This is a genomic window from Cupriavidus sp. (genome assembly GCF_057315035.1).
Map to the genome: position 1 here is coordinate 74759 of NZ_DBHKYV010000006.1, position 25422 is coordinate 100180.

The following is a 25422-nucleotide window of genomic DNA, read 5'->3' on the forward strand; positions in this document are numbered from 1 at the left end:
CGTCAGCCGTGTGCCGGCCGGGAACGTGGCGGCCACCCTCTGCGCCATCCATTCGCGCTGGACCCGTAACTGCGTGCGCAGGCGGCGCAGGTGGCGGTCGAAGGCGCCCGTGCCCATATACTCGGCCACGGTGATCTGCGTGAGCATCTCGTTGGGACGCGACAGTCCGAACTTGAGCATTTCCACGCGGGCCTGCCATTTACCCGCCGTGATCCAGCCCAGCCGCATGCCCGGTGCCAGTATCTTGTGCAGGGAGGCGCAGTGAATCACGGTACCGGTCGTGTCCCACGACTTGGCGGCCGAGAGCGGTACTTCGTCATCGACGGTGGCCGAGCAGCTGTCGTCCTCGATCATCGCCATGCCACGCGCGGCGCACCACGTCACCAGTCGTTGCTTGTGCGCGTCGGGCATGATGCAGCCGAGCGGATTCTGCAGATTGGGCACCACGCAGACGGCCTTGATGTTGTCGTAGCTCTGCGCGGCCAGTTCCAGTGCCTCGAGCGAAATGCCGGTCTGCGGGCTGCAGGGAATCTCGAGCGCACGCATGCCAAGGCTTTCCAGGATCTGCAGCAGGCCATAGTAGGTGGGCGATTCCACCGCGATCACGTCGCCGGGACCCGCTACCGCGCGCAAGGCGAGCGTCAGTGCCTCGGTGGCGCCGTGTGTGACCACGATGTCTTCCGGCGCGACATGGATACGCGAGCGCAGCGCATGCCGGGCCAGCGCGGAACGAAACGCCGGATGCCCGTCCGAATCGACGGAACTGCCAAACAGGTCGGGCTGCTTGCGCAACGCGCGCATCGCGGCATTGCGCAACGCCGCGGTCGGATACAGTTCGGGCGCGCCACACGCGCCACCAAGGTTGACCTGATGGTGCTTGCTGCGCGCCAGGATGGCGGAGATGCGCTGGTGAATGCCCACATACTGGGCCGGGTCGGGCAGCCCGGGCACTGGCTCCTCGATCGGGGCCAGTGCCGGCCTTGACGGCGCACAGACGAAGTAGCCGGAACGCGGCCGCGCCTCGAGCAGGCCCGCCGCTTCGAGCTCGCGGCATGCCTGCAGCGCCGTGGACAGGCTGACATCGTGCAGGCCCATCAGTGCGCGTACCGAGGGCATGCGGTCGCCGGGCACCAGTGTGCCCAGCGAGATCGCCTGGCGATAGTGCCCCGCCAGCTGCTGGTAAAGCGGGCCGGACGAGGCGATGGAAGCGGACGAGGCGCGCTTGGCGATGGGCATGACAGCGGACATGGAGCGATCATCGCGCGGCGGCGATGATAAAAACAGATACAGATGCGGCGTCGCTGTATCGTAACAGGCCGGGAATTTCGTATCTGTTCCGGTGCCGGCTGCAAGGCCTTGTGCCTGTTTGCAGGACCGCCCGCCCGATACGCTGACAGCACGATTGTTGGTGTTTCAGGAGCGCCGCCATGCCATTGCCCGAACTTCTTTCCCGAGCCTTTTCCCGGGGAATTGCCCCAGACCTTGCCGCGGAATTTCCCCCAGTTACCGCTGCCACCCGGCAGCTTCGCCTGGCGGCTGGCCAGTGCTTCAACGTCCACCTGCCGAGCGGTGCCGTGGTGCATGTCGAAGGGGGACACATCGTGTTTGCCGGAGCGCCGCGCTGGCTGGCCGGGCAGGTTTGCCAGCTGTCACACGACCTCCGCGGCGGCAGCGTGTGCGTGATCGACGCAGCGGGTTGGCATCAGTTGGTGGCGCAGTCGAACACGCAGTTGCGCATAGTGGAGCCGACGCCGCGCCCGAGTCTGTGGCGGCTGATAAAATCGCGCTTCGGCCGTTCTGGCTTCCTGCTGGGTAACGCCCGGCCACCAGACACCAAGGCCGCAGAACCATCGGTCCCCCATGTTACGTCTCAGTGAAGTCAAACTCCCGCTCGACCATGCCGAGAGCGACCTCGAGGCTGCCGTGCGCAGCCATCTCGCACAAATCGGTGTCAAGGGCGACGACCTCGTCGGTTTCAAGGTGTTCCGTCGCGCGCACGATGCCCGCAAGCGCGACGACATCAAGCTGACCTACATCATCGATATCGAGGTCAGGGACGAGGCGGCGGCGCTCAAGCGCACGGCGCGCAAGCCGAACTGGAGCGTGACGCCAGACATGACGTACCACTTCGTGGCCAAGGCGCCCACAGGCGGCCCGAAGACGCGTCCGGTGGTAATCGGCCTCGGGCCATGCGGCCTGCTTGCCGGCCTGATCCTGGCGCAAATGGGCTTCCGCCCGATCATCCTGGAGCGTGGCAAGGAAGTGCGTGAGCGCACCAAGGACACCTTCGGCCTGTGGCGCAAGAGCGTGCTCAACCCCGAATCGAACGTGCAGTTTGGCGAAGGTGGCGCGGGCACGTTCTCGGATGGCAAGCTGTACAGCCAGATCAAGGACCCGAAGCACTACGGCCGCAAGGTGCTCGACGAGTTCGTGCGCGCTGGCGCGCCCGAGGACATCCTGTTCAAGGCGCGCCCGCATATCGGAACGTTCCGGCTGGTCAGCATGGTCGAGAAGATGCGCGCCGAAATGCTTGAGCTTGGCGCGGAAATCCGCTTCGAGACGCGCGTCGACGATATCGATATCGACAACGGCCAGGTGCGCGGCCTGAAGCTTTCGAATGGCGACTACCTGGCCTGTGATCACGTGATCCTGGCCGTGGGACACAGCGCACGCGATACCTTCCACATGCTGCATGACCGTGGCGTGTTCATGGAAGCCAAGCCGTTCTCGCTGGGCTTCCGTATCGAGCATCCGCAGGGCCTGATCAACCGCAGCCGCTTTGGCAAGTTTGCCGGCAACAAGCTGCTGGGTGCCGCCGACTACAAGGTCGTGCACCACGCCAGCAACGGCCGTGCCGTGTACAGCTTCTGCATGTGCCCGGGCGGTACCGTGGTGGCGGCGGCATCGGAGCCGGGTCGCCTGGTGACCAATGGCATGAGCCAGTACTATCGCGCCGAGCGCAATGCCAACGCGGGCATCGTGGTCGGCATTACGCCGGACCAGGATTTCCCGGGTGGGCCGCTGGCGGGCATTGCGTTGCAGCGCAAGTGGGAAGAGCGCGCATTCGAACTCGGTGGCAGTGACTACCGTGCGCCAGGGCAACTGGTGGGTGACTTCATCGCGGGCCGGCCCTCGACGTCGCTGGGTTCGGTCGAGCCGTCGTACAAGCCGGGCGTGACACCGACGGACCTGAGCACCGCGTTGCCCGACTATGTCATCGATGCGATTCGCGAGGCATTGCCGGAGCTCGACAAGAAGATTGCCGGGTTTGCCATGCATGACGCGGTCCTGACCGGAGTGGAAACGCGTACCTCGTCGCCACTGCGGATTCGCCGCAATAACGACGACTGCCAGAGCATCAATGTGCGCGGCCTGTATCCGGCCGGCGAGGGTGCGGGCTATGCGGGCGGCATCTATTCGGCGGCGATCGATGGCATCGAGGTGGCAGAGGCCGTGGCGCTGCACATCGTGAACGGACAGTGAACGCCGGTATGACTGACCAGACCGAGTCCGATCGCATCGTTGGCGAGGTGCGCCATTGGCTCACGCGTGCCGTGATCGGCCTGAACCTGTGCCCGTTCGCCAAGAGCGTGCACGTGAAGGATCAGGTCCGCTACGTGGTCAGTCATGCCACGCGCGACGAGGACGTGCTCGACGACCTCGAACGCGAGTTGCGCATGCTGGCCGATGCGGACCCGGCCTGCATCGACACCACCTTGCTGATCGTGCCGCATGCGCTGGCCGATTTCCTCGCGTACAACGACTTCCTGTATTTCGCCGAACGCCTGTTGGGCAGCCTGCGGCTAGAGGGCACGCTGCAGATCGCAAGCTTTCATCCGCAGTATCAGTTCGAGGGCACCGGACCCGACGATATCGAGAACTACACGAATCGGGCGCCGTATCCGATCCTGCATCTGCTCCGCGAGGACAGTATCGCACGTGCCGCCGAGGCCTTTCCCGAGGCGGAAGACATCTACGAGCGCAACATGGAAACCCTGCGTCAGCTTGGCCACGCAGGGTGGCTCAGGTGGATGGCCGGTAAGAGCGATCTTTGAGGCGATCTTTGCAGCGATCGTTGATCGGCATGCGCGTGGTCAGGCGGGCGTAAAGAACCGCTCGCGCAGTTCCTCGAGTCCCACCGACTCCAGCACCTGCTGCAGCCGCTCGGCCGGCCGGCGGCGCGGCAGGTCCTTGTACTGCGCAATGATCAGCTCGTTCTTCATCGAGTGTTCCCAGCCCACCAGTTCCGTCACGCTGACCTGATAGCCGTGCGCCTCGAGTTGCAGGCAGCGCAGCACATTGGTCAGCTGGCTGCCGAACTCGCGCGTATGCAGCGGGTGGCGCCAGATTTCCGTCAGCGGATTGCCGGCCAGCAGCTTGCCCTTGTGCTTGCGCAGCACGGTGGCCACCTCGGCCTGGCAGCACGGCACCAGCACGATGTGCTGCGCGCGTTTGGCCAGCGCGAAATGGATGGCATCATCGGTCGCCGTGTTGCATGCATGCAGGGCGGTGACCACATCGACAGTGGCTGGCAGTGCCGGCGACGAGATCGAATCCGCCACCGACAGGTTCAGGAACGACATCCCCGGAAAGCCCAGCCGTTTGGCCAGCGCCTGCGAGCTGGTGACCAGCTCTTCGCGCGTCTCGATGCCGAAGATATGTGACTCGTCCTTCAGGTCCTTGAAGAACAGGTCATAGAGGATGAACCCGAGATAGGACTTTCCGGCGCCATGGTCGACCAGCGAGACCGCACCCCTGGCTTCCTTGACCTCGCGCAGCAGCGGTTCGATGAACTGGAACAGGTGATACACCTGCTTGAGCTTGCGGCGGCTGTCCTGGTTCATCTTGCCGTCGCGCGTCAGGATGTGGAGCTCCTTGAGTAGCTCGATGGACTGGCCGGGGCGGACTTCGTGGTTGCTGGACATCTGGGGATCTGGATCTTGCTGCGAACTTCGGGAAAGGTCGACAGTTTACCGAAAACCCGCGCTCCCTACTTTTGTGGGCTCAAGTTCACCCGCGCCGCTGCCGTTGATCCAGGGATCACGACAAGCAGAGTTGGCGCGGATAAGGCGGGTCTTTGCGGAAAGACCCCGGGGCTGCGGGCCCAGGCCGTTCGACGCCACGATAATCAGAAAGTGGGGAGCCATGACAGCGGACGTGGGATTACGCCTGGAACTCAGCCAACCCGGTGACCAGGTAAGGGCGTGCTTCGCGCCGGAAACGGGACGCATGCCCCCCGACAGGGCCTCACTGGAATGCTTGCTCGAGGCCCATGGCTGGCAAGGGGCACGCCTCGACCAGGCCGCGGTGACCGGGTTCCTGACCCAATGCCAGCTGACCGACCGCGAGATCGATGCGGTGATTGGCGTGGTGCTCGACGGCGCCTTCGAACTTGAAATCACCGGCGACAAGCTGCGCTTGCTGATGACGCTGATGCCGCCCGAAGGGGGGCGTCCGATTGCGCCGGAAGATGTCGCGGCGGCGGCCGCTTCGATGGGCGTCGTGGCATTGCTCGATGCTGCCGCGATTGGCGTGGCGCTAGAAGCGGGGAGTTGCGAAAGCCGCGAAATTGCGCGCGGTGTGGCGCCTGTGCAAGGCGAACCGGCGCATTTCGAGAGCCTGGTGCGCAAGCCGCGGCCCGTGCAGGTGGAAAGCGAGGACGAGCGTGTGGACCTGCGGGACCTCGGCAGCCTGTTGCTGGTGAACCCCGGTACGGCGCTGATGCGGCGTACGCCCGCCAGGCCCGGCAAGGATGGCATGGACGTCCTTGGCAAGCCGATTGCCGCTGAGGTCGTTGTCGATGCGCCCTTCGCGGCGGACCTGACCGGCGTTGCCGGGGACCCCAACGATCCGAATCTGCTGCTTGCCGTGATCGCGGGCTCGCCGCGGGTGCTGCCCAGTGGCGTGATCGTCAGTCCCGTGGTCGACGTGGAGGCCGTGGACCTGCACTCGGGCAATGTCAATTTCGACGGTTCGCTACGGGTTTCGGGCGATATCCGGACTGGCATGTCGGTACGCGTGACCGGTGACGTGGTGGTCGAGGGCACCATTGAAGCGGCCCATGTCGAGGCGGGCGGCGATGTCATCGTCAAGGGCGGCATCATCGGCAAGGCGGAGACCGCGCATGGCGGCGCGCCGAACGAGATCGCCAGCGTGCGCAGCAAGGGATCGGTGCACGCGCGCTATATCCAGAATGCGATCGTCGAGGCCGCTACCGAGGTCATCGTCGAGAGCGGTATCCGGCAAAGCGATGTGTCGGCGGGCGAGCGCGTGGTGGTCGGGACCCCTACCGGTCAGGGCAGCATCAGTGGTGGGCGCACGCGCGCGCTACAGGCCGTCAATACCGCGATTCTGGGCGCGCCTGCCGGCAGTGCGACGACGGTGCAGGTGGGTTTGAACCCGTTCGCCGACGAGCAGAAGGCTGAATTGGAGGCGCGCCGGCGCAAGGTGCTCGACGACCAGGCCAAGCTGCAGCAACTGGTGGCATTCTTTGCCAAGCATCCCGAGCGCGCGCAAGGCGATGTCCGCGAAAAGGCGCGCGCGACGATGTACAAGATCAATCGCGACCTGTTCGAACTCGACGCCGAGATTGGGAAGCTGGACGAGCAGATCAAACCGTCGGACAACGCCGTGATCGGGGTCAGCCGCCGGATTCACGGCGGCGTGACACTGCAGGTCGGGCACAAGGTGCTCAAGGTCATGGAAGACAAGACCGGCGGCCAGGTGCGCGTGGTCGAGGATCGCATTTCGGTGACGTAACCGGGTGGCCGAGCAGGTGCGACCGGGACCGTGACGCGCATCGAAGCGCATCACGGCACAGCGAAACGTTACGGCCCCGGGGGTGACACGTTACGTCACGCGTAACACGGCGCCAGCAAGCGGTAACTGCGCTACGCCCCGCACGGCCCGGCATGGTCGCCGCGATGCCATGCTCCTTTCCTTATCCCGCAAGGCTTTGCGGGTTGTCCGGTAGTGCACGCAGTCGGTGTGACGTGACGCAAACTGGCAGGCACGGGGTTTGCGAAGCTTCTCGTAGTTCAACGAAACATACGGGGAGACCGACCATGACCGCACTCGTGATCGACAGCCAGCCGCTGGCCCGCCTGGGGATGCAACGAATGCTCGAACGCATGCCGGGTATTGGCGCGGTGCGCGCCATCGATCCCGCGGCAATCGTCGCGCTCGAAGCCAGCGCGGAGTTCGCGCTGGTGGTCTATGGGCTGTCGGAGGACGCCACGGACAACTGGTACCTGCTGCGCCGTCTGCACGAGGCATTGCCCAACGCGCGCATCCTGCTGCTGTCCGGCAATATCTGGCTGCGTGTGCCGGCCTCGCTGGCATCGTGCGGAGTGGCCGCGCACCTGCCGAAGTCTGCGTCGATCGAGCGCATGGAGGCCGCCCTCTTGCAGATGCTGGGCTGCGAAGAGTTCATGCCCTTGCCGGGCAGCGCCAATGATGGCTGGCGACCCGCTCACTACCCTCGCAACATCGTGTTGTAGCAGCTGTGCGCTGGCCCGTTGCCAGCACACATTGCTTCAGATGAGACAAATCAGATTTCGCGAGTGACGCGGTTTTTCCCCGCCTTTCGCATCTAGACTCCCCGTCATCCGTTGTGGATATCCGATGAAAGGAGGGAGTGACCATGGTGGCGATGACGATGACGAAGGCAAACGCAACGACTGCTGACGCAACGACGGCGAAGGCGGCGGCGAAGGTGGCGACGATGCTGGACCTGGAAACCAAAGCCGATCTTGCCGCGGTTTCGCGTGCGGCTTCTGATCCGCGGGACCGGGCGCGGCGTAGTGCCGCGGACCTGGAGGAGGCGCATCTCGATGCGGCCGCGGAACTGTTGCGGCGGCATGGACTGTCGTTGGCCGACTGCCGTGTTTCGCGCGAATGCGCAGGACTCGATGCGGTCGATGACGCTGTCCTGTATGTCGTGCAGGTGGGCGAGGGTGTCGATGTCTTCGCGCTGAACGAAGCACTGACGGCGTTGCAGTATGCGCGCGGCCTGTCGCCATCGGCACAACTCGACGTCGTGTTCGCATCATGAGTGTCGGTGCGGGTGAGATCCTTCAGTGCGCTGCTGTCATTGCGCAAGCGGCGGATGGCGAAGCCAGTTTCCGCTCCGCGATCAGTCGATGCTACTACGCGGCCTATCATGCGGCCCGCGTCTGGCATCTGGCACTGCCCATACCGGGCAGTGCCGGATATCGCAAGACCGGCAGGCACGAGACGCTGGTGACCCAGCTCTATCAGCCGGGACTCAGGCGCGAGCGTCCCGAGTACTGGCAATCGATTGCGCTGGCCCGCATGCTCAATCGTGGCAGGCTGCTGCGCCAGCAGGCGGACTATCGCACCGAGATGGATGTGGATCGCGACCAGATGCTGGGGGCGCTGGCGAATAGCGCGGCGATCGTGAGGCAGTGCGGTGCGTGATTGCGACCAAAGCAACCAGAGAAACCAAAGTACCAAAGTACCAAAGCAAAAAGGGCAACCCGGATGGGTTGCCCTTTCTACTTCAAGTGGTGCCGGAGATAGGAGTCGAACCTACGACCTTCGCATTACGAATGCGCTGCTCTACCAACTGAGCTACACCGGCGAAATCTTCACTTGCTACTTAACCTGCTACAACAAAACCTGTCCTACCCTGAGCTTGTAAGCCTGTTTCGCGGCGTTTGCTGCGAATCGGATAGAGCCCGCAATACTAGCAGCGAGTTCCGGGTTTGTGAAGCCCTTCATGCAGGTTTTTGTGAAATCCCGCCGAGGCTAACCGTCGGACATCGCTGCGGCAGCCAGGGCAGCGCTGCAACAACAGGCGTAAGGATCGCACGAGTCGTGCAAATGGGATCAAGCAAAAAGGGGGCGACTTCGCCCCCTTTTCAGTATTGACCGCCCGCGGGTCAGAACTTGTGGCGCAGGCCTGCCATCACACCGACGCGGCTGCCGTGGCCATAGAACGGGGTCTGGAACGTCGATTGGGCTCCCAGCGTGCGCCATGCATCGGTCAGCGTCGTGTAGTCGGCTTCCAGGTAGACGTCGGTGCGCTTGCTGAATGCATAGTCGAGCATCAGGGCGCCGGTGAAGCGGTTGCCGGAATCATTGCCATGCTTGAGGTGGTCATAGGTGCCGATCGCGATCATCGACCATGCCTGATTGAACGCATACTTTGCGCCGAGGTAGCCGGCCTGGTTCTTGTAGCCTGCGTTGTCGACGTTGCTGTTCGTGTAGCCAAGGTAGATCGTTGCGGGACCCGCCGTATACGTGCCGCCGAGTGTCCAGACCTTCTGGTCGCTGACCGGCACCGTAGTGCCGTAGTAGGTCGTGGTGTCCTTCATGATCTGATAGCCGCCGGCGAACATGAACGGTCCGTTGGCATAGGTCAGGCTCCCGCCGGTCGACGACGACGCGGCGACGCTGCCCGGCTGCTCGCCGAATGCATGCTGTGCGGCAACGGTGAAGCCGCCGAACTTGCCGACGTACTTGATCATATTGTCCTGACGGACGCCGCCTGTGTAGTTGCCGCCCTGGAAGCCGACGATGGCCAGGTTGGCCAGCGCCATCGCGTCGTAGCTGGCGATGACTTCGTGAATGACCGTGAACTGCCGCCCCAGCGTGACCGTGCCGAAGTCGCCTTGCAGCCCGACATACGCCTTGCGTCCGAACAGGCGGTTGCCTTGCAGGCTCTGTCCGGCATCAGGCGAGAAGCCCGATTCGAGTACGAACAACGCCTGGTAGCCGCGGCCCAAGTCCTCTACGCCATACATGCCCCAACGGCTGCCGGTCAGCACGCCGTCAGTCATCTGCAACTTGCCGTTGCCGGCTGCGCTTTCATTGGTGGTGTAGCGGATCGTGGTGTCGACAATGCCGTAGAGCGTGACATTGGACTGGGCCTGAGCCGATGCCGGGGCACCAATGGCGGTCAGGGCTGCTGCGGCGACGACGGGCGCTAGGGCTCGTTTCATGGTTTGGGTCTCCATCCTGGCTTCGTTATTACGTTATGGGTATGGCTGCGGAATGGCCGGTGCCGAATGCTCTTTGACTTCTGCTGCGTCTGGCTCGGGCATTACCTTCACCGGCGTGCATGAGTGGCGCGAGGCATGACGTGCCGCGCGCCGGGACGGTCAGTTCAAATCGATTGGGAAAGGCAATCAAAATGGCCAAATGTCCTATGACATCGTACCTTACAGAAAAATAACAAGGCAAGACATACGATGAGACATTGCATTGGGAACAACACTAGAGGGTGCCGTCGAATGTGTTGATGGATTCACTCCGGCGTTATATTTATGGCTTTCCAACGAATACTCACGCATCGCAGCATTTCGTGGGCAAGCTGATTCCTTTAATCGGCCCAGCTGCCTTGGTCGCCTTGAATACCATGCTGGATAAGGCTGTGTGGGTGTGTAGCGAGCCTGTAATGCAGCATTGATATGCTGGTTATCTAACCCAAATGAGTAAATAAGCTGCGGCGCAGCAATTAACGTCTACTTGTCTGCAACTTAAAACTTCTAGGGAATTCACCGAGACGAGTGGACCTTGACCGAAGCCGGGTGCGCGATTAGATTCCAGTTGCGTTGTATGACGACGGATCAATAGACCGATCAATAACACCTAATCCAGTCACTTGTGCGCGTGGCATCGATCGCGCGCGTCTATGCAGCCGACATATGTCCCAGAACTTCCAGGACCCGCTTGACGGCGTCCAGACCCGTTGCCATCGCATTCTGCTGACCGGCGCCGCCGGCAATCTCGGCAAGGTGCTGCGTGATCGGCTGAAGCGGTATGCCGATGTGGTGCGCATCTCCGATATTGCCAACCTTGGCGAGGTGCGAGACCAGGAAGAGGCGGTCACCTGCGACCTGTCCGATCCAGCGGCAGTACACGCGCTGGTGGAGGGCGTCGATGCGATCGTGCATCTCGGGGGCGTTTCCGTGGAGCGTCCGTTCGAGGAGATCCTGCCGGCCAATATCCAGGGCACCTACAACCTGTATGAAGCGGCGCGCCGCCATGGCGTTCGCCGCATCGTGTTTGCCAGTTCGAATCATGTCATCGGCTACTACAGGCAGGGCGAGGTGCTCGATGCCGATACGCCGGCAAAGCCCGACGGCTACTACGGATTGAGCAAGGCGTTTGGCGAGCAACTGGCCAGCTTCTATAGCGACCGTCATGGCATCGACACCGTGGCGCTGCGCATCGGCTCATCGTTCCCGGAAGCCAAGGACCGCCGCATGCTCGTGACGTGGCTCGGCTACGACGACCTTGAGCAGTTGATCAAGCGCGCGCTCTTCGTGCCCAAGGTGGGCTTCCTGATCGTCTACGGTGCCTCGGCGAACCGGGATAGTTGGTGGGATAACAGCAAGGCGGCTCGCCTTGGCTTTGCGCCGGTGGAGTCTTCTGAACAGTTCCGCGCGAAGGTGGAATCGGTACCGCCGCTGCCGGCGGACGATCCCGCCGGCTGGTACCAGGGCGGGGCCTTCGTCAAGGCTGGCCCGTTTGGCGATGAGCGCGGCTGAGCAGGGATCAGGCACGATGAGCGATACCATTGAACGCATCGGCAACATGCGCTGCGGCGTCGGCGAGAGCCCGGTGTGGCATGCCGGCGAAGCCAGCCTTTACTGGACCGATATCCCGCAGCGCACGCTGTGGCGTTTCGATCCGTCCACCGGAAATACCGATCATTGGGCCATTCCCGAAATGGCCGGCTGCATGGCGATGACCGCCGATGGCGGTTGGCTGCTGGCGATGGAAAGCGGTCTGTTCCGCATCGGCCGGCTGGTGCCTGGGCAGGCCGCGCCGGCACCGCAACGGGTGGCAACAGTGCGTCACAGCCACGACGGCATGCGATTCAACGACGGCCGCTGCGATCGGCAAGGGCGCTTCTGGGCCGGGACCATGGTGATGGACATGTCGCTGGCCGCCACCGACGGCAAGCTCTACCGCTATGACGCGCGCAGCGGTGCGCTGGACATGATCCGCGACGAGATGATCACGCCGAACGGGCTGGCCTTCAGTCCCGATGGACGCACGATGTATGTATCGGACTCGCACCCGGCACGGCAGGCGGTGTGGGCCTACAACTATGACGTCGACAGCGGCACGCCGTCCAATGGCCGGCTGTTTATCGACATGAATCTTTATCCGGGCCGACCCGATGGCGCGGCGATGGACGAGGATGGCTGCTACTGGATCTGCGGCAACGACGCCGGCCAGGTGCATCGCTTCACGCCAGACGGCCGGCTCGATCGCAGCATGGCCGTACCGTTCGCCAAGCCGGCCATGTGCGCGTTTGGCGGCCGCGCGCTGGATACCCTCTATGTCACGTCGATTCGCACCGACGATGCCGATCCGCTGTCGGGCGCCGTGGTGGCATTGCGCCCCGGTGTGCGCGGCGTGCAGGAGCCTGTGCTGCGCGAATGAAGCTGTTTCGAATCATGGTCCGCCGAGCCAGGCGGACCAGAGCATTGTGTTGACTGAAAACGAAAAAACCTGGAGGCAAGACACATGTTTCAACATCGTTTCGCGCGTACCCGCCTGGGTACCCTGATGGCCGCACTTGCTACGGCCGTGGCGTTGCCGGTCGGCGTGCACGCCGCGGAATTCCGGTCCGCCGACATCCACCCCGATGACTATCCGACCGTGCAGGCCGTGCGCTACATGGGCGATCTGCTCAAGCAGCGCTCGAACGGCAAGATGTCGGTCAAGGTATTTGCGCAAGGTTCGCTTGGCAGCGAGAAGGATGCCATCGAACAGACCAAGATCGGTGCACTGTCGATGGTGCGCGTGAACTCGGCCGCGATGAACAATATCTGCGAAGCGACCATCGTGCCGACCATGCCGTTCCTGTTCCGCTCCACCGAACACATGCGTCATGTGCTGGACGGCCCGATCGGTGAGGACATCCTGAAGTCGTGCGAGAAGAACGGCTTTATCGGGCTGGCCTGGTATGACAGCGGCTCGCGCTCGATGTACACCACCAAGCGTCCGATCCGCTCGCTGGCCGATGCGAAGGGCATGAAGATCCGTGTTCAGCAATCCGATCTCTGGGTGTCGCTGCTCGAAGCCATGCATGCCAATGCCACGCCGATGCCGTGGGGCGAGGTCTACACCGCGCTGAAGACCGGGCTGGTCGATGGCGCCGAGAACAACTGGCCCAGCTACGAGAGCTCGCGCCAGTTCGAAGTGGCCAAGTACTACTCGCTGACCGAGCATTCGATGGCGCCCGAGATGCTGATGTTCTCGAAGGTGGCATGGGATCGCCTGTCGAAGGAAGACCAGGCCATGGTGCGCCAGGCAGCCAAGGATTCGGTGCCGTACATGCGCAAGCTGTGGGACGAGCGCGAACAGAAGTCGCGCAAGCTGGTGGAGGCTGCGGGCGTACAGATCATCCCGGTGGACAAGAGCTCGTTCCAGGCCGCGATGAAACCCGTCTACGACCGCTTCATCACCAGCGCGCAGATGAAGGACCTGGTGCGCCGCACGCAGGAAACGAAGTAACGCCGCCTGGAATCCATCATGCTTTCGCCATCCCCTACGCCGGCCGCGCCGGCGGATGGCGCGCACGGTCCCGCCGCCGACGCGGCGACCGTGCGCGCCAGTTTCTACACGCGCTTCTGCGCGGCGCTGGCCCGTGGTTGTCTCGGGCTTGGCATCTTCGGTCTCGTGCTGCTCGTTATCGCGGTGCTCTACCAGGTTTTTGGCCGCTATGTGCTCAATGACACGCCGACCTGGGCGGAATCCGCGGCCATGCTGCTGGTCTTGTACGTGACCATGTTCGGCACCGCCGTAGGCGTGCGCGATGCCGGTCATATTGGCCTGGAGTCGTTGCTGATCCTGCTGCCAGAGCGGCTGCGCACCAAGCTCGAAATCCTGATTCATGCACTGGTGGGCGCGTTCGGCGCGGTGATGGCCTACAACTGCGCATTCCTGGCGCTGTCCGTCGCTGACTACAAGCTGCCCACGCTCGGTATCTCGGAAGGCTGGCGCTATGTGCCGCCGGTTATCGCCGGGGTGCTGATCGTGCTGTTTTCGATCGAACATATCATTGCGGTGCTGAAAGGCACGGAAGTGGAGCCGGCATGGCACTGATCATTCTCACCGTCTGCTTCTTCGGCTTCCTGATCCTCGGGGTACCCGTTGCGTTTGCCATTGGCCTGTCGGCAGTGGCTACCATCCTCTACGAAGGCCTGCCGCTGGCGGTGGTGTTCCAGCAGATGACCTCCGGCATGAACGCGTTCTCGTTCCTGGCCATTCCGTTCTTCATCTTCGCGGGCGAACTGATGCTGTATGGCGGCATTGCCGACCGTATCGTCAACTTCGCCAAGTCGATGGCCGGCCATGTGCGCGGCGGCCTGGGCATGTCGAACGTGGTGGCGTGTACGCTGTTCGGTGGCGTGTCGGGCTCGCCGGTGGCGGACGTATCGGCGATGGGCGCGGTGATGATCCCGATGATGAAGCGCGAGGGTTATCACGCGGACTACGCGGTCAACGTGACCACGCATGCGGCACTGGTGGGCGCGCTGATGCCGACCAGCCACAACATGATCATCTACACGCTGGCCGCGGGCGGCAAGGTATCGATTGCCGCGCTGATCCTGGCCGGTGTGCTGCCGGCGCTGATCCTGACCATCTGCAACCTGGCTGCCGCGTACTTCGTGGCACGCAGCCGTGGGTATCCGGCTGGCAAATTCCCCGGTTGGGAAATCGTTGGGCATTCGCTGGCTGCGGCACTGCCGGGTCTGTTCGTGGTGGTATTGATCCTCGCTGGCATCCTGTCGGGCGTATTCACGGCCACCGAATCGGCCGCCGTGGCGGTGCTGTATGCGCTGACACTGACGGTGTTCCTGTACCGGTCGCTGACGCGGCAACAGTTCATCAAGGCCGCGGCCAAGGCGGTGAAGACCACTGGCGTGGTGCTGCTGCTGATCGGCATCTCGGCCACTTTCGGCTACATGATCAGCCTCTATGGCGTGGCCGAACTTACGGGGCAGTTCCTGAGTTCGGTGTCGACCAGTCCGTGGATGATCTTCCTGATGGTGAACGTGATGCTGTTCATCCTGGGCACGTTCCTGGACATGGCCGCGACCATCCTGATCTGCACGCCGATCTTCCTGCCCATCTGCATGCACTACGGTATGAGCCCGGTGCAGTTCGGCATGCTGATGCTGATCAACTGCGCGCTGGGTTTGAACACACCACCCGTAGGTACCACGCAGTTCGTTGGCTGCGCCATCGGCGGCGTGTCGGTGGGGCAGGTCATGAAGACCATCTGGCCGTTCTATGGCGCATTGCTGGCAGCGCTGCTGCTGGTCACGTATGTGCCGGCATTCTCGCTGTGGCTGCCCGAAACGCTGTTGAAGTGATGTACCTTGTTTGATCCGCTGGCCCTCACCCCGCTATTGGTTTTCTCCCCTCTCCCGCATGCGGGAGAGGGGCGGGGGAGAGGGCCAGCCGTCGATGAATGACCACGCATGTCCTGGCTCCAGACTACCCCCTCCCACACGCTCCGCGCCGGCCCCCACACCCTGACCGTGGTACCCACCGCAGGCGGCCGCATGGCCTCGCTGCGCACCACGCGTGCCGATGGCAATCCAGTGGAATGGTTGGCGCCGTTACCGTTGGAGCAAGGCTTCGATGCGTTCCAGTGGCCCAAGGCCGGCAGCTATCCGCTACTGCCTTTCTCGAACCGCATCCGCGAAGGCCGTTTCAACTGGCATGGCCAGCAGGTCGAGTTGCCCGCGCATCCGGGGCAGGCCCATGCCATGCACGGGTTTGGCCATGTGCGCGCATGGACCGTAGCGGAGCAGGGCGATGATCGGATCCTGATGACGCTGCGGCATGAGCCGTCGGGTAGTGACTGGCCGTGGCCAGTCTTCGCCGAGCAGTCCCTCAGGCTGACGGACGAAGGCCTCGATGCAGTCATGACGATCCGCAACGGCGGTGATACGACAATGCCCGTCGGCGGTGGCTTTCATCCTTTCTTTGCTCGCGTGCCCGGATTGCGCATTCAGTTCGATGCCGCCCATATATGGCCCGCCGATGCAGGTGGCGTGGCCACCGGGCGCAGCGCAGTGGGTGCGCGCGAGAGCTTCCTGCGTGAACGCAACCTGCCGGAGTCGGACTTCAGCATTTACTACGGTGGCTGGAAGCGCTTCGCTACGCTCAAGCGCCCCGATGGCGCCATGCTGACGATCCGCGCGGGAGAAGGGCTTGACCACCTTGTGCTGCACGCACCGGGTGGCTGCGATTTCGTTTGCCTGGAGCCGGTCTCGCATGTGGCCGATGCGGTCAACCTGGCTGCGCGCGGCTGGGAGGGCACCGGTTTGCGAGTGCTGGAGCCGGCTGCATCGGTGACATGGCGCATGCAGTGGCACCTTGCCGCATGAGTGCCGCGTGAATGCAAACAGGGCGCCGCAGCGCCCTGTTTGCATCGAGATCCCGATCGTGATCAGGACTTCGCGGCTTCTTCCTGGTGGTAGCGCGTGGCGCGATCCACTTCGTTCTTCGAGCCCAGGATCACCGACACACGCTGGTGCAGCTTGGTCGGTTGCACGTCCAGGATGCGCTCGTGGCCATTGGTGGCCGCGCCGCCGGCCTGCTCGACCAGGAATGCCATCGGGTTGGCTTCATACATCAGGCGCAGCTTGCCTGGTTTCTCCGGCTCGCGCTTGTCCCACGGATACATGAAGATGCCGCCGCGCGTCAGGATACGGTGCACGTCGGCCACCATCGACGCAATCCAGCGCATATTGAAGTTCTTGCCGCGCGGGCCTTCGTCACCGGCCAGGCATTCGTCGATGTACTTGCGCACCGGCGGGGCCCAGTGGCGCATATTGGACATGTTGATCGCGAATTCCTTGGTGTCTTCCGGGATCTTCACATCCGACTGCGTCAGCACGAAGCTGCCTGCCTCGCGGTCCAGCGTGAACATGTGCACGCCATTGCCAACGGTCAGCACCAGCGTGGTTTGCGGGCCATACACCGCGTAACCGGCAGCTACCTGATGCGTGCCCGGCTGCATGAAGTCGCTTTCGGTCACGGTCTGGCCCGGCTTGGGCATGTGCAGCACCGAGAAGATCGTGCCGATGGACACGTTCACATCGATGTTCGACGAACCATCGAGCGGATCGAACAGCAGCAGGTATTCGCCCTTCGGATAGCGGTTCGGGATCTCGTAGAACGAGTCCATTTCCTCGGAAGCCATGGCCGCCAGGTGACCGCCCCATTCGTTGGCGTCGAGCAGCACTTCGTTGGCGATCACGTCGAGCTTCTGCTGCGTTTCGCCCTGGACGTTGCCAGTGCCGGCCGAGCCCAGCACGCCCGCGAGGGCGCCCTTGCTGACGGCGTTGGAAATGGCCTTGCAGGCACGCGCAACCACCTCGATCAGCAACCGGAGCTCCGGCTGGATCGTATTGTGCTTGCGCTGCTCCTCGACCAGATAACGGGTGAGGCTGATGCGTGTCATGGTGGGGTTCTCCTTGGATGGCCGCCATTCTACAGGTCCGGCGCTACGGACAGGCCGTTTCGGCGCTGTCCGTGGGCGGTATGCGGTCAGCTGGCCAGTGCCTTGCTGACGATCTCGCGTACGTCGCGCGACAGCGTAGAACTGGCTGCCACCTGTTCCAGCGCGGCGCGCATGCGGTCGCGCAGCGGGATTTCATACTTCTGCCAGCGATCCATCACTCGCGCCAGACGCGCCGCCACCTGTGGATTGATGGCGTCCAGCGCCAGGACCTGTTCGGCCCAGAACTGGTAACCGGAGCCATCCTCGGCATGGAACTGGGCCGGGTTGCCCGAGCAGAAGCTGAAGATCAGCGAACGCGCCCGGTTCGGGTTGCGCAGGTTGAACGCCGGGTGCTCCATCAGCGCGCGCACGGTCCCGATCGTGCGCTTGCCCGCGTGCGGGCCCACCTCGCCGCGCTGCATGCCCTGCAGAGAGAACCACTTGTCGATGACCAGCGCGTCGGTCTCGAAGCGCTCGTAGAAATCGGCCAGGGCGTGCTCGCGGCCCGGCGCGAAGCTGTTGACCAGTGCCGACAGCGCCGCGAAACGGTCGGTCATGTTGTCGCTCTGCTGGTAATGACGGTCGGCCAGCGCCTGCATGTCGGCGTCGCCACTGTCTGCCAGGTAGCCCAGCGCCAGGTTGCGCAGTGCGCGTTTGGCCATCGAGTCGGCATCGGGGCTATAGGCGCCCGGCGTTTCATTGGCCTGGTAGGCGGCCAGCCATTCGGCCCGGAGCGCGCGGGCCAGGCCCTCGCGCAGGAACAGGCGCGCGCGATGGATTGCCGCCGGATCGGCCACGCCCATGCGTTCGGCCAGGTACGCTTCCGCGGGCAGCATCAGCGCCTGTTCGCGGAACGCCGGGTTCAGCGTGCCATCGGTCAGTACCGTACGGAATGCCGTAACCAGCGCGGGGTCGAGCTTCAGCTCACGGTTGGCCTGTACGTCGCCAACCAGTTGCAGCAGCGCGCGGGTGGCCAGGCGCTGGCCCGCTTCCCAACGGTTGAATGCATCGCTGTCGTGCGCGAGCAGGAATGTCAGCTCGGCATCGCTGTACTCATGGTCGACGATCACCGGCGCGGAAAAATTCCGCAGCAGCGATGGCAACGGCGCCTTGTCGCCACGCGGCAGGTTCACGAAGCGGAACGTCTGCTCCGCCTGCGTGAAATCGAGCACGCGCGTGGTGCCATCGGCCTGGGCTTCACTGTCCAGTTGCAACGGCAGGTCGTTGCCTTCGGCATCGATCAGGCCCAGCGCGAACGGAATGTGGAAGGGTTGCTTGTCCGGCGCACCGGCGCGCGTCTCGATGCCGACCTTGGGGCAGCGCTGCGCCAGCGTCAGCGTGAGCACGCCGGCGGCGCCATCCCATTGGGTCTTGGCGGAGACCACGGGCGTGCCGGCCTGGCTGTACCAGAGACCGAACTGCGTCAGGTCGCGGCCGTTGGCATCGGCCATCGCGGCGCGGAAATCGTCGCAGGTCACGGCCTGGCCATCATGGCGCCTGAAGTACAGGTCCATGCCCTTGCGGAAGCCGTCGCGACCCAGCAGCGTCTGGTACATGCGTACCACTTCGGCGCCTTTCTCGTAGACCGTGACGGTGTAGAAATTGTTGATTTCCTCGTAGCTGTCGGGCCGTACCGGGTGGGCCATCGGGCCGGCATCCTCGGGGAACTGCACCTGGCGCAGTACGCGTACGTCCTCGATGCGCTTGACCGCGCGGCCCGATTCCGAGCCCATCATGTCGGCCGAGAATTCCTGGTCGCGGAAAACGGTCAGGCCTTCCTTGAGCGACAACTGGAACCAGTCGCGGCAGGTCACGCGGTTGCCGGTCCAGTTGTGGAAGTACTCGTGTGCCACCACCGATTCGATATTGGCAAAGTCGACGTCGGTCGCGGTCTGCGCATTGGCCAGCACATACTTCGTATTGAAGATGTTGAGGCCCTTGTTCTCCATCGCGCCCATGTTGAAGTCGCCCACGGCGACGATCATGAAGCGGTCCAGATCGAGCTCCAGCCCGAAGCGCCGTTCGTCCCAGCGGATCGAGTGGATCAGTGAGTCCATCGCATGGCGCGTCTTGTCGAGATCCTGCGGCTCCACCCACACCTGCAGCAGCTTTTCCTTGCCGGATGCCGCCACGATCTTTTCCTCGATCCGTTCAAGCTTGCCGGCCACCAGTGCGAACAGGTAAGACGGCTTGCGGAACGGGTCTTCCCAGACGGCTTCGTGGCGGCCATCGGGCAGGTCGCGCTCCGACAGCAGGTTGCCGTTGGACAGCAATACCGGGCAGGCCGCGCGGTCGGCACGCAGCGTCACGCGGTAGGTGGTCATCACGTCGGGCCGGTCCAGGAAGTACGTGATGCGGCGAAAGCCCTCGGCCTCGCACTGCGTGAAGAAATTGCCATTCGACACATACAGGCCGGACAGCGTGGTATTGGCAGCGGGGTTGCAGGCAACGGTGATTTCCAGGGTGCCCTGGGCCGGCAGGCCGGTCAGCGCCAGCGTGTCGTCTGCCTGGGAAAATCCGCTGAATGGCTGGCCGTCCAGCTTGATCCCGACCAGTTCGAGTGCTTCGCCGCTCAGTACCAGCGGGGCATCGGCCGCACCGGTACGCTGGAGCTTAAGCGTACTGGTGACGATGGTGCGCTGCGGATCGAGGTCGAGCACGAGGTCGACATGGTCGATGGCAAAAGCGGGCGGAGTATAGTCCTTGCGATAGACGGTAACGGGCGTGTCGGTGCGCAGCATGGAGGAATCCTGTCTTCGGGTGACCGGGGGCGGCGGGCCATGCGGGAGACGGCCCTGAAGCCCCCATTGTAGCCAAGGGGGTGGCGGCATGCGCCGCGTCAATCTTCATGCGGGAATTCGAGCGCGCCGTTCCTGTCTGAGGAAACGTGAGCAAACCAAGAATAACGAGGTATCGCGATGTGGCAAGCTGTGCGGATGTGGGGAAGAAAAGGTGGGAGATGGGCGCTGGTCGCGCTCGGTGCGCTGTGGCTGGCCGGTTGCGCCAGTACGGTTACCACCGAGGTGACATCGTTCCGTGAGGCCAACTGGTCCGACAATGCGCCGCGCACCTATGCGTTCGAGCACACGCCGCAACAGGAAGCCCAGCTCGATCGCCAGACCTACGAGGCGTGGCTGGCCCAGGTGCTGTCCGGTGTGGGATTCGAGCAGGTGCCGCCGAAACAGGCCCGCTACCTGGTGACGATGGACTACGACGCGGCCCCGGGCTTCGTGCGCGTGGCGGAGACCGTCTATCCGGATCCGTGGTACGGCCCCTGGGGGCCGTACTATGGTCCCTATGGCTGGTACCGGCCTTGGGGGCCATATGGCTGGGGGCCGGGCTACTGGCCGCCCCAGACCGTGGTGCGGGATGTGCCGGTCACGTTCTCGAGCCTGCGCGTCTTTTTCAAGGACGCGGCCAGCGGCAGGCGGGTCTACCAGGTGACCGCGCAGAACACGACCGAAGGCGGCAGCCTGACGGCCGTGATGCCTTACATGATCCGCAGTGCATTCACGGGTTTTCCCGGTGAGAGCGGCCGGCCGCGGCGGGTGACGCTCGAAGTGGAGAAGGACAGGAAGCCCTAGAAGGCCCTGGCAAACCACCAGCCGGTTTCCGCATGCAATCGTCGACATTCGTCGACGATTTTGCTTTGCCAATGAGACGAAATTAGTTTTCACTATAAAGGCCCGCCGCAGCAGGATGCCTGGGCTAGAATGGCTCCTCGATTTTTTTCGCGTTCTCTTTCCGGACAAGCAGAATGAGCAGCAAGACCAGCGGTGATGCACCGCAACATGCCCCCAACAGCCCCGAAGAACAACTGCGTCTGGCCGCGCTGGAATACCACCGCAGCCCGACCAAGGGGAAGATCCAGGTAACGGCCACCAAGGCGCTGTCGAACCAGCGTGACCTGTCGCTGGCGTACTCGCCGGGCGTGGCATACGCCTGCGAGGAAATCCACAAGGATCCGGCGATGGCCGCCGAGTACACCTCGCGTGGCAACCTCGTGGCGGTGATTACCAACGGCACCGCGGTGCTGGGTCTGGGCGACATCGGCCCGCTGGCCGGCAAGCCGGTGATGGAAGGCAAGGGTTGCCTGTTCAAGAAATTTGCCGGCATCGACGTGTTCGACATCGAACTCGACGCGCGTGATCCGGACAAGATCGTTGAGATCGTGGCCGCGCTGGAGCCGACGCTCGGCGGCGTGAACCTCGAGGACATCAAGGCGCCCGAGTGCTTCTACATCGAGAAGAAGCTGCGCGAGCGCATGAACATTCCGGTCTTCCACGACGACCAGCACGGCACGGCCATTATCTCGGCCGCGGCGCTGCTGAATGGCCTGAAGGTCGTGGGCAAGGAAATCGGCAAGGTCAAGCTGGCGGTCTCGGGTGCCGGTGCCGCGGCGATTGCCTGCCTGGACACGATGGTGAGCCTGGGCGTGAAGCGCGAGAACGTCTTCGTGGTCGACTCGAAGGGCGTGATCTTCCAGGGCCGCGATGCGAACATGGAGGCCAACAAGGCCCGCTATGCGCAGGACACCTCGGCCCGTACGCTGGCCGATATCGTCAAGGACGCCGACGTCTTCCTGGGTTGCTCCACGGCGGGCGTGCTGACTGGCGACATGGTCAAGACCATGGCCGACAAGCCAATCATCCTGGCGCTGGCCAACCCGGAACCGGAAATCCGTCCCGAAGTGGCCAAGGCCGCGCGTCCGGACTGCATTATCGCCACGGGCCGTTCGGATTATCCGAACCAGGTGAACAACGTGCTGTGCTTCCCGTACATCTTCCGCGGCGCGCTCGATTGCGGTGCCACGAAGATCACGGAAGAGATGAAGCTGGCCTGCGTGAAGGCGATTGCCGAACTGGCCGAAGCCGAACTGAACGACGCAGTCGCGGCAGCCTACGGTGGCCGCGAACTGAAGTTCGGCCCCGACTACATCATCCCGACGCCGTTCGACCAGCGCCTGATCGAGAAGATCGCGCCGGCGGTGGCCAAGGCCGCGGAAGAGTCCGGTGTGGCCACGCGCCCGATCAAGGACCTGGAAGCGTATCGCCAGCAACTGACGAGCTACGTCTACCACACCGGCCTGATCATGAAGCCGGTGTTCTCGGCCGCCAAGGCCAACCCGAAGCGTGTTGCCTACGCCGAGGGCGAGGAAGAGCGCGTGCTGCGCGCGGTGCAGGGCGTGGTGGACGAAGGCCTGGCCAAGCCGATCCTTATCGGTCGTCCGCACGTGATCCAGATGCGCATCGAGAAGGCCGGCTTGCGCCTGCGTCCCGGTGTCGACTTCGAGCTGATCAATCCGGAAGACGATCCGCGCTATCGCGCCTATCACGAGGAATACCATGCGCTGCGTGGCCGTGACGGCGTGACGCCGGACATGGCCAAGGTGGCGCTGCGCCGTTCGAACACGCTGATCGGCACGATGCTGATGCACATGGGCGATGCCGATGCACTGCTGTGCGGCACCGTGGGCCGCTTCGAGGCGCATCTCGAGCATGTACGCGACGTGATCGGCCTGGCCCCGGATGCCAAGGTGTTCGCGGCCATGAATGCGCTGATGCTCGAAAAGCATACGCTGTTCATTACCGATACGTTCGTCAACGACGAGCCGAGCGCCGAGGAACTGGCCGCTATCACGCAGCAGGCGGCAAAGGAAATCGCGCGCTTCGGCCTGCATCCGAAGGTCGCGATGATGTCGCACTCGATGTTCGGTTCCTCGAACCGTCCGTCGGCACGCAAGATGCGCGAAGCGGCAGCGATCCTGGCCCGCGTGGCGCCTGAACTGGAAGTGGAAGGCGAAATGCAGGGCGATGCGGCGCTGGACGAAGACGTGCGCCGTCACTTCCTGCCGAACACGAAGCTGGCCGGCAGCGCCAACCTGCTGGTGATGCCGACGCTGGACGCCGCCAACATCGCGTTCAACCTGCTCAAGATGACGGGCGGGCAGGGCGTGACGGTGGGCCCGATCCTGCTGGGCGCGGCCAAGCCGGTGCATATCCTGAACCCGCAAGCCACTACCCGCCGTATCGTCAACATGACGGCCGTGGCCGTGGCGGAGTCGAGCGCGATCCGCTAAGCGCGATTGCGGCATCAGATCTGCAGACGCTGCAGATCTGATGGTCAAAAAAAGAATCGGGCCGCGTCTGCGGCCCGATTCTTTTGTCGGTGCGCTGGCACGTCTGCCGGGGTGTCAGCGCGTCGGCGGGTCAGTACGCACGGTCGTGCGCATCGCCTTTCGCCATTACAGCAGCTATTGCAGCACGTTGTACTGCTCCCGCATTACCACGATGATCGAACGGGCCGCGGCCATCTGCAATGCCAGATCGTTGAAGGTTTCCTCGCGAAAATCGACCTCAGCGCTCCAGTTGCAACCCGTATGGTCTGGCTGGTGCACACGCATCGCGTGCAATTCCGCCTCGCCACATTCCGGATTGTTATCCAGGCACTGGCTCAGGATAGCCATCAGTTCCGATCGGGATTTCACATAGCGCCGCATGCGTCACCTCACTCGTCCTGTTTTACGTGGTCCGGCACACAGTCCGGAAAACCAATCTAGGTATAAGCGGGGGCAGTCGCCAATTGAATCCGTCTATGGAGCAAAGGCTTCCCATCTTGCTGCAGGTGCGCAATTTCACGTTGCGGCGCAGCATTGTGGCGCATGCGGAGCGTTGCGCGCATAAAAAAAGCCTGCCGCGAAGGCAGGCTTTCAGGGGCGCTGTAACGCGATCAGAACTTGTGGCGGACGCCGACGCCGAAGCTGTCGCCGTGCTCAAGACCCGTGATCTTGTCGTAGTAGTAGGCCGCGTACACGTCGGTACGCTTCGACAGGTTGTAGTCGTAGGCCAGCGCGAACGTGTTGCGCTTGAAGCTGGCCACGTCGTTCAGCGTCTTGTCGTAGGCGTACGAAGCCAGCACGTTGCCGGCGCCGACCGGCACCGACGCGCCGACCTGGCCGTTCATGTGCTTGATGTCGCCGTTGGCGTTGGCGTTGACATTGGTCTTGATGTACTGGCCTTGCAGGAATACCTTCACGACCTTGAAGTCGTACGAGGCGCCGGCCTGCACCGCGGTCTGCTTGTCGAAACCGGTCAGGAACGCATTGGTGGTCTGGTTGGTCAGGTCGAACGGCGTGTTGTCGAACTTGACCTGCTGGACCGCGGCCGTGGCAGCGAAGTTGCCAGAGAAGTAGGTCACATTGCCGCCCCACTTGTTCTTGCTGTTGTTGCCGGCCGATTCACCGAAGCTGTAGATGAAGTTGGCGGTCAGGCCGCCGAAGTTCGGCGTCGAGTACACCAGCGAGTTGTTCCAGCCCGAATCGCCGATGATGCCCGGATCGAACACACGGCCGTTGTTGGCGGTGAAGTACGTGTGGAAGATCATCGGGCTGAATACGTACGAGTCAACCAGCGGGTTGAACAGGATCGTCGACACGAAGTACGGCGTCGTGTTGCGACCCAGCTTCAGCGCACCATAACGCTCGTTCTGCAGGCCGACGTAGGCGTTGCGGCTGAACATCGAGTCGCCATTGAAACGGCCCATGCTGCCGCTGTCGGTGCGGAAGAAGCCGTTCAGGTCGAAGATGGCCTTGGTGCCCATGCCCAGGTCCTCGGCACCCTTGATGCCCCAGTACGAAGTTTGCATGCCACCCGAGTTCGCCACGAAAGCGCGATCTGCGCTGCCCGGGCTCTTGATGCCACCGACGAACATATCAGCCTGGCCGTACAGCGTGACGCTGGACTGGGCCATGGCTGCGCCGGAAAAAAGGGTGGCCGCGATTGCCGCCAGCTTGAGAGCCGGCTTGTACTGCTTCTTCATTTGTAAGACCTCCGTGGTTGTGATGCTGCTCAGAACGTTTTCTTGTGTGCCGGAACCCTGCTGGGTCTTCTTCTGGTTCGTCCCTCGGCCGCGCACGGAAG

General features: G+C 63.3%; 22 protein-coding genes and 1 tRNA gene. 15 read left to right on the forward strand and 8 right to left on the reverse strand.

Features of this window, described 5'->3' with window-relative positions; translation table 11 throughout:
- The coding region (locus ACO550_RS11490; protein ID WP_485994847.1) for an aminotransferase-like domain-containing protein at positions 1–1248 on the reverse strand (1248 nt) is incomplete at its 3' end.
- Between the two features lie 179 nt (positions 1249–1427).
- On the opposite strand from ACO550_RS11490, the gene ACO550_RS11495 reads away from it, so the two are divergent.
- The 3 genes from ACO550_RS11495 to ACO550_RS11505 are packed head-to-tail and all read left to right on the forward strand — an operon-like array spanning position 1428 to position 4055.
- Positions 1428–1877, forward strand: coding sequence for a hypothetical protein (locus ACO550_RS11495; RefSeq protein ID WP_315592217.1), 450 nt, complete (start codon positions 1428–1430; stop codon positions 1875–1877).
- The gene (locus tag ACO550_RS11500) at positions 1861–3483 is read left to right on the forward strand and encodes an FAD-dependent protein (RefSeq protein WP_315592216.1); all 1623 of its coding nucleotides are present in this window, start codon (positions 1861–1863) and stop codon (positions 3481–3483) included. Before ACO550_RS11495 ends, ACO550_RS11500 begins: the two co-directional genes overlap by 17 nt.
- Before the next feature lie 8 nt (positions 3484–3491).
- Positions 3492–4055 (forward strand): DUF1415 family protein, encoded by a 564-nt coding sequence (locus ACO550_RS11505; RefSeq protein ID WP_315592215.1) that lies wholly within the window; start codon positions 3492–3494, stop codon positions 4053–4055.
- A gap of 39 nt (positions 4056–4094) precedes the next feature.
- Here ACO550_RS11505 and ACO550_RS11510 read toward each other — a convergent pair whose 3' ends face one another.
- The gene (locus ACO550_RS11510) at positions 4095–4925 is read right to left on the reverse strand and encodes an SAM-dependent methyltransferase (RefSeq protein ID WP_315592214.1); all 831 of its coding nucleotides are present in this window, start codon (positions 4923–4925) and stop codon (positions 4095–4097) included.
- A gap of 220 nt (positions 4926–5145) precedes the next feature.
- On the opposite strand from ACO550_RS11510, the gene ACO550_RS11515 reads away from it, so the two are divergent.
- The 4 genes from ACO550_RS11515 to ACO550_RS11530 all read left to right on the forward strand — a co-directional run bounded on the left by ACO550_RS11515 (position 5146) and on the right by ACO550_RS11530 (position 8439).
- The gene (locus tag ACO550_RS11515; protein ID WP_315592213.1) at positions 5146–6759 is read left to right on the forward strand and encodes a FapA family protein; all 1614 of its coding nucleotides are present in this window, start codon (positions 5146–5148) and stop codon (positions 6757–6759) included.
- A gap of 305 nt (positions 6760–7064) precedes the next feature.
- Positions 7065–7499 carry a DNA-binding response regulator gene (locus ACO550_RS11520; protein ID WP_315592212.1) on the forward strand — a complete coding sequence of 145 codons (435 nt, stop codon included), beginning with the start codon at positions 7065–7067 and terminating at the stop codon, positions 7497–7499.
- A gap of 158 nt (positions 7500–7657) precedes the next feature.
- Positions 7658–8053 (forward strand): hypothetical protein, encoded by a 396-nt coding sequence (locus ACO550_RS11525; protein WP_315592211.1) that lies wholly within the window; start codon positions 7658–7660, stop codon positions 8051–8053.
- Entirely contained in the window at positions 8050–8439 is a 390-nt protein-coding gene (locus ACO550_RS11530; RefSeq protein ID WP_315592210.1) for a hypothetical protein, read from the forward strand. The genes ACO550_RS11525 and ACO550_RS11530 overlap by 4 nt, the downstream gene beginning before the upstream one ends.
- Before the next feature lie 87 nt (positions 8440–8526).
- On the opposite strand, the gene ACO550_RS11535 is transcribed toward ACO550_RS11530, so the two are convergent.
- Both ACO550_RS11535 and ACO550_RS11540 read right to left on the reverse strand, forming a co-directional pair.
- Positions 8527–8602, reverse strand: a tRNA-Thr gene (locus ACO550_RS11535).
- Between the two features lie 301 nt (positions 8603–8903).
- On the reverse strand, positions 8904–9965 hold the full coding sequence (locus ACO550_RS11540) for a porin (RefSeq protein ID WP_315592209.1): 1062 nt from the start codon (positions 9963–9965) through the stop codon (positions 8904–8906).
- A 705-nt stretch (positions 9966–10670) separates the two neighbouring features.
- Here ACO550_RS11540 and ACO550_RS11545 point away from each other — a divergent pair.
- The 6 genes from ACO550_RS11545 (at position 10671) to ACO550_RS11570 (ending at position 16385) form a co-directional block, all read left to right on the forward strand.
- Positions 10671–11516, forward strand: coding sequence for an NAD-dependent epimerase/dehydratase family protein (locus tag ACO550_RS11545; protein ID WP_315592208.1), 846 nt, complete (start codon positions 10671–10673; stop codon positions 11514–11516).
- Positions 11517–11532: 16 nt separating this feature from the next.
- Entirely contained in the window at positions 11533–12420 is an 888-nt protein-coding gene (locus tag ACO550_RS11550) for an SMP-30/gluconolactonase/LRE family protein (RefSeq protein WP_315592207.1), read from the forward strand.
- An 84-nt stretch (positions 12421–12504) separates the two neighbouring features.
- Positions 12505–13497 (forward strand): TRAP transporter substrate-binding protein, encoded by a 993-nt coding sequence (locus ACO550_RS11555; RefSeq protein WP_485994853.1) that lies wholly within the window; start codon positions 12505–12507, stop codon positions 13495–13497.
- Positions 13498–13512: 15 nt separating this feature from the next.
- Positions 13513–14088, forward strand: a complete 576-nt coding sequence (locus tag ACO550_RS11560; protein WP_485994861.1) for a TRAP transporter small permease — start codon at positions 13513–13515, stop codon at positions 14086–14088.
- Entirely contained in the window at positions 14079–15362 is a 1284-nt protein-coding gene (locus ACO550_RS11565; protein WP_315592205.1) for a TRAP transporter large permease subunit, read from the forward strand. The genes ACO550_RS11560 and ACO550_RS11565 overlap by 10 nt, the downstream gene beginning before the upstream one ends.
- Positions 15363–15470: 108 nt before the next feature.
- Positions 15471–16385 carry an aldose epimerase family protein gene (locus tag ACO550_RS11570; RefSeq protein ID WP_315592204.1) on the forward strand — a complete coding sequence of 305 codons (915 nt, stop codon included), beginning with the start codon at positions 15471–15473 and terminating at the stop codon, positions 16383–16385.
- Positions 16386–16447: 62 nt separating this feature from the next.
- On the opposite strand, the gene ACO550_RS11575 is transcribed toward ACO550_RS11570, so the two are convergent.
- Together ACO550_RS11575 and pepN are read right to left on the reverse strand one after the other, a co-directional pair.
- Positions 16448–17464 carry a class 1 fructose-bisphosphatase gene (locus ACO550_RS11575; RefSeq protein WP_315592203.1) on the reverse strand — a complete coding sequence of 339 codons (1017 nt, stop codon included), beginning with the start codon at positions 17462–17464 and terminating at the stop codon, positions 16448–16450.
- 86 nt (positions 17465–17550) lie between these two features.
- Positions 17551–20244 carry an aminopeptidase N gene (gene pepN, locus ACO550_RS11580; RefSeq protein ID WP_315592202.1) on the reverse strand — a complete coding sequence of 898 codons (2694 nt, stop codon included), beginning with the start codon at positions 20242–20244 and terminating at the stop codon, positions 17551–17553.
- Between the two features lie 177 nt (positions 20245–20421).
- Between pepN and ACO550_RS11585 the strand changes: the two genes are divergently transcribed.
- Positions 20422–21087: a DUF4136 domain-containing protein gene (locus tag ACO550_RS11585; protein ID WP_315592201.1), complete on the forward strand. Its 666-nt coding sequence runs from the start codon at positions 20422–20424 to the stop codon at positions 21085–21087.
- A 173-nt stretch (positions 21088–21260) separates the two neighbouring features.
- Positions 21261–23582, forward strand: a complete 2322-nt coding sequence (locus ACO550_RS11590) for a phosphate acyltransferase (RefSeq protein WP_315592200.1) — start codon at positions 21261–21263, stop codon at positions 23580–23582.
- Between the two features lie 174 nt (positions 23583–23756).
- Here ACO550_RS11590 and ACO550_RS11595 read toward each other — a convergent pair whose 3' ends face one another.
- Both ACO550_RS11595 and ACO550_RS11600 read right to left on the reverse strand, forming a co-directional pair.
- Complete coding sequence (locus tag ACO550_RS11595) at positions 23757–24002, reverse strand: hypothetical protein (RefSeq protein WP_315592199.1); 246 nt, start codon at positions 24000–24002, stop codon at positions 23757–23759.
- A gap of 230 nt (positions 24003–24232) precedes the next feature.
- Positions 24233–25321 (reverse strand): porin, encoded by a 1089-nt coding sequence (locus tag ACO550_RS11600; RefSeq protein ID WP_315592198.1) that lies wholly within the window; start codon positions 25319–25321, stop codon positions 24233–24235.
- Between the last annotated feature and the right edge of the window lie 101 nt (positions 25322–25422).

Excerpts from the sequence above, each read along its gene's own strand:
- ACO550_RS11495 (WP_315592217.1), top strand. The coding sequence starts at position 1,428 with ATGCCATTGCCCGAACTTCTTTCCCGAGCCTTTTCCCGGGGAATTGCC.
- ACO550_RS11500 (WP_315592216.1), top strand. The coding sequence starts at position 1,861 with ATGTTACGTCTCAGTGAAGTCAAACTCCCGCTCGACCATGCCGAGAGC.
- ACO550_RS11505 (WP_315592215.1), top strand. The coding sequence starts at position 3,492 with ATGACTGACCAGACCGAGTCCGATCGCATCGTTGGCGAGGTGCGCCAT.
- ACO550_RS11510 (WP_315592214.1), bottom strand. The coding sequence starts at position 4,925 with ATGTCCAGCAACCACGAAGTCCGCCCCGGCCAGTCCATCGAGCTACTC.
- ACO550_RS11515 (WP_315592213.1), top strand. The coding sequence starts at position 5,146 with ATGACAGCGGACGTGGGATTACGCCTGGAACTCAGCCAACCCGGTGAC.
- ACO550_RS11520 (WP_315592212.1), top strand. The coding sequence starts at position 7,065 with ATGACCGCACTCGTGATCGACAGCCAGCCGCTGGCCCGCCTGGGGATG.
- ACO550_RS11525 (WP_315592211.1), top strand. The coding sequence starts at position 7,658 with ATGACGAAGGCAAACGCAACGACTGCTGACGCAACGACGGCGAAGGCG.
- ACO550_RS11530 (WP_315592210.1), top strand. The coding sequence starts at position 8,050 with ATGAGTGTCGGTGCGGGTGAGATCCTTCAGTGCGCTGCTGTCATTGCG.
- ACO550_RS11540 (WP_315592209.1), bottom strand. The coding sequence starts at position 9,965 with ATGAAACGAGCCCTAGCGCCCGTCGTCGCCGCAGCAGCCCTGACCGCC.
- ACO550_RS11545 (WP_315592208.1), top strand. The coding sequence starts at position 10,671 with ATGTCCCAGAACTTCCAGGACCCGCTTGACGGCGTCCAGACCCGTTGC.
- ACO550_RS11550 (WP_315592207.1), top strand. The coding sequence starts at position 11,533 with ATGAGCGATACCATTGAACGCATCGGCAACATGCGCTGCGGCGTCGGC.
- ACO550_RS11555 (WP_485994853.1), top strand. The coding sequence starts at position 12,505 with ATGTTTCAACATCGTTTCGCGCGTACCCGCCTGGGTACCCTGATGGCC.
- ACO550_RS11565 (WP_315592205.1), top strand. The coding sequence starts at position 14,079 with ATGGCACTGATCATTCTCACCGTCTGCTTCTTCGGCTTCCTGATCCTC.
- ACO550_RS11570 (WP_315592204.1), top strand. The coding sequence starts at position 15,471 with ATGTCCTGGCTCCAGACTACCCCCTCCCACACGCTCCGCGCCGGCCCC.
- ACO550_RS11575 (WP_315592203.1), bottom strand. The coding sequence starts at position 17,464 with ATGACACGCATCAGCCTCACCCGTTATCTGGTCGAGGAGCAGCGCAAG.
- pepN (WP_315592202.1), bottom strand. The coding sequence starts at position 20,244 with ATGCTGCGCACCGACACGCCCGTTACCGTCTATCGCAAGGACTATACT.
- ACO550_RS11585 (WP_315592201.1), top strand. The coding sequence starts at position 20,422 with ATGTGGCAAGCTGTGCGGATGTGGGGAAGAAAAGGTGGGAGATGGGCG.
- ACO550_RS11590 (WP_315592200.1), top strand. The coding sequence starts at position 21,261 with ATGAGCAGCAAGACCAGCGGTGATGCACCGCAACATGCCCCCAACAGC.
- ACO550_RS11595 (WP_315592199.1), bottom strand. The coding sequence starts at position 24,002 with ATGCGGCGCTATGTGAAATCCCGATCGGAACTGATGGCTATCCTGAGC.
- ACO550_RS11600 (WP_315592198.1), bottom strand. The coding sequence starts at position 25,321 with ATGAAGAAGCAGTACAAGCCGGCTCTCAAGCTGGCGGCAATCGCGGCC.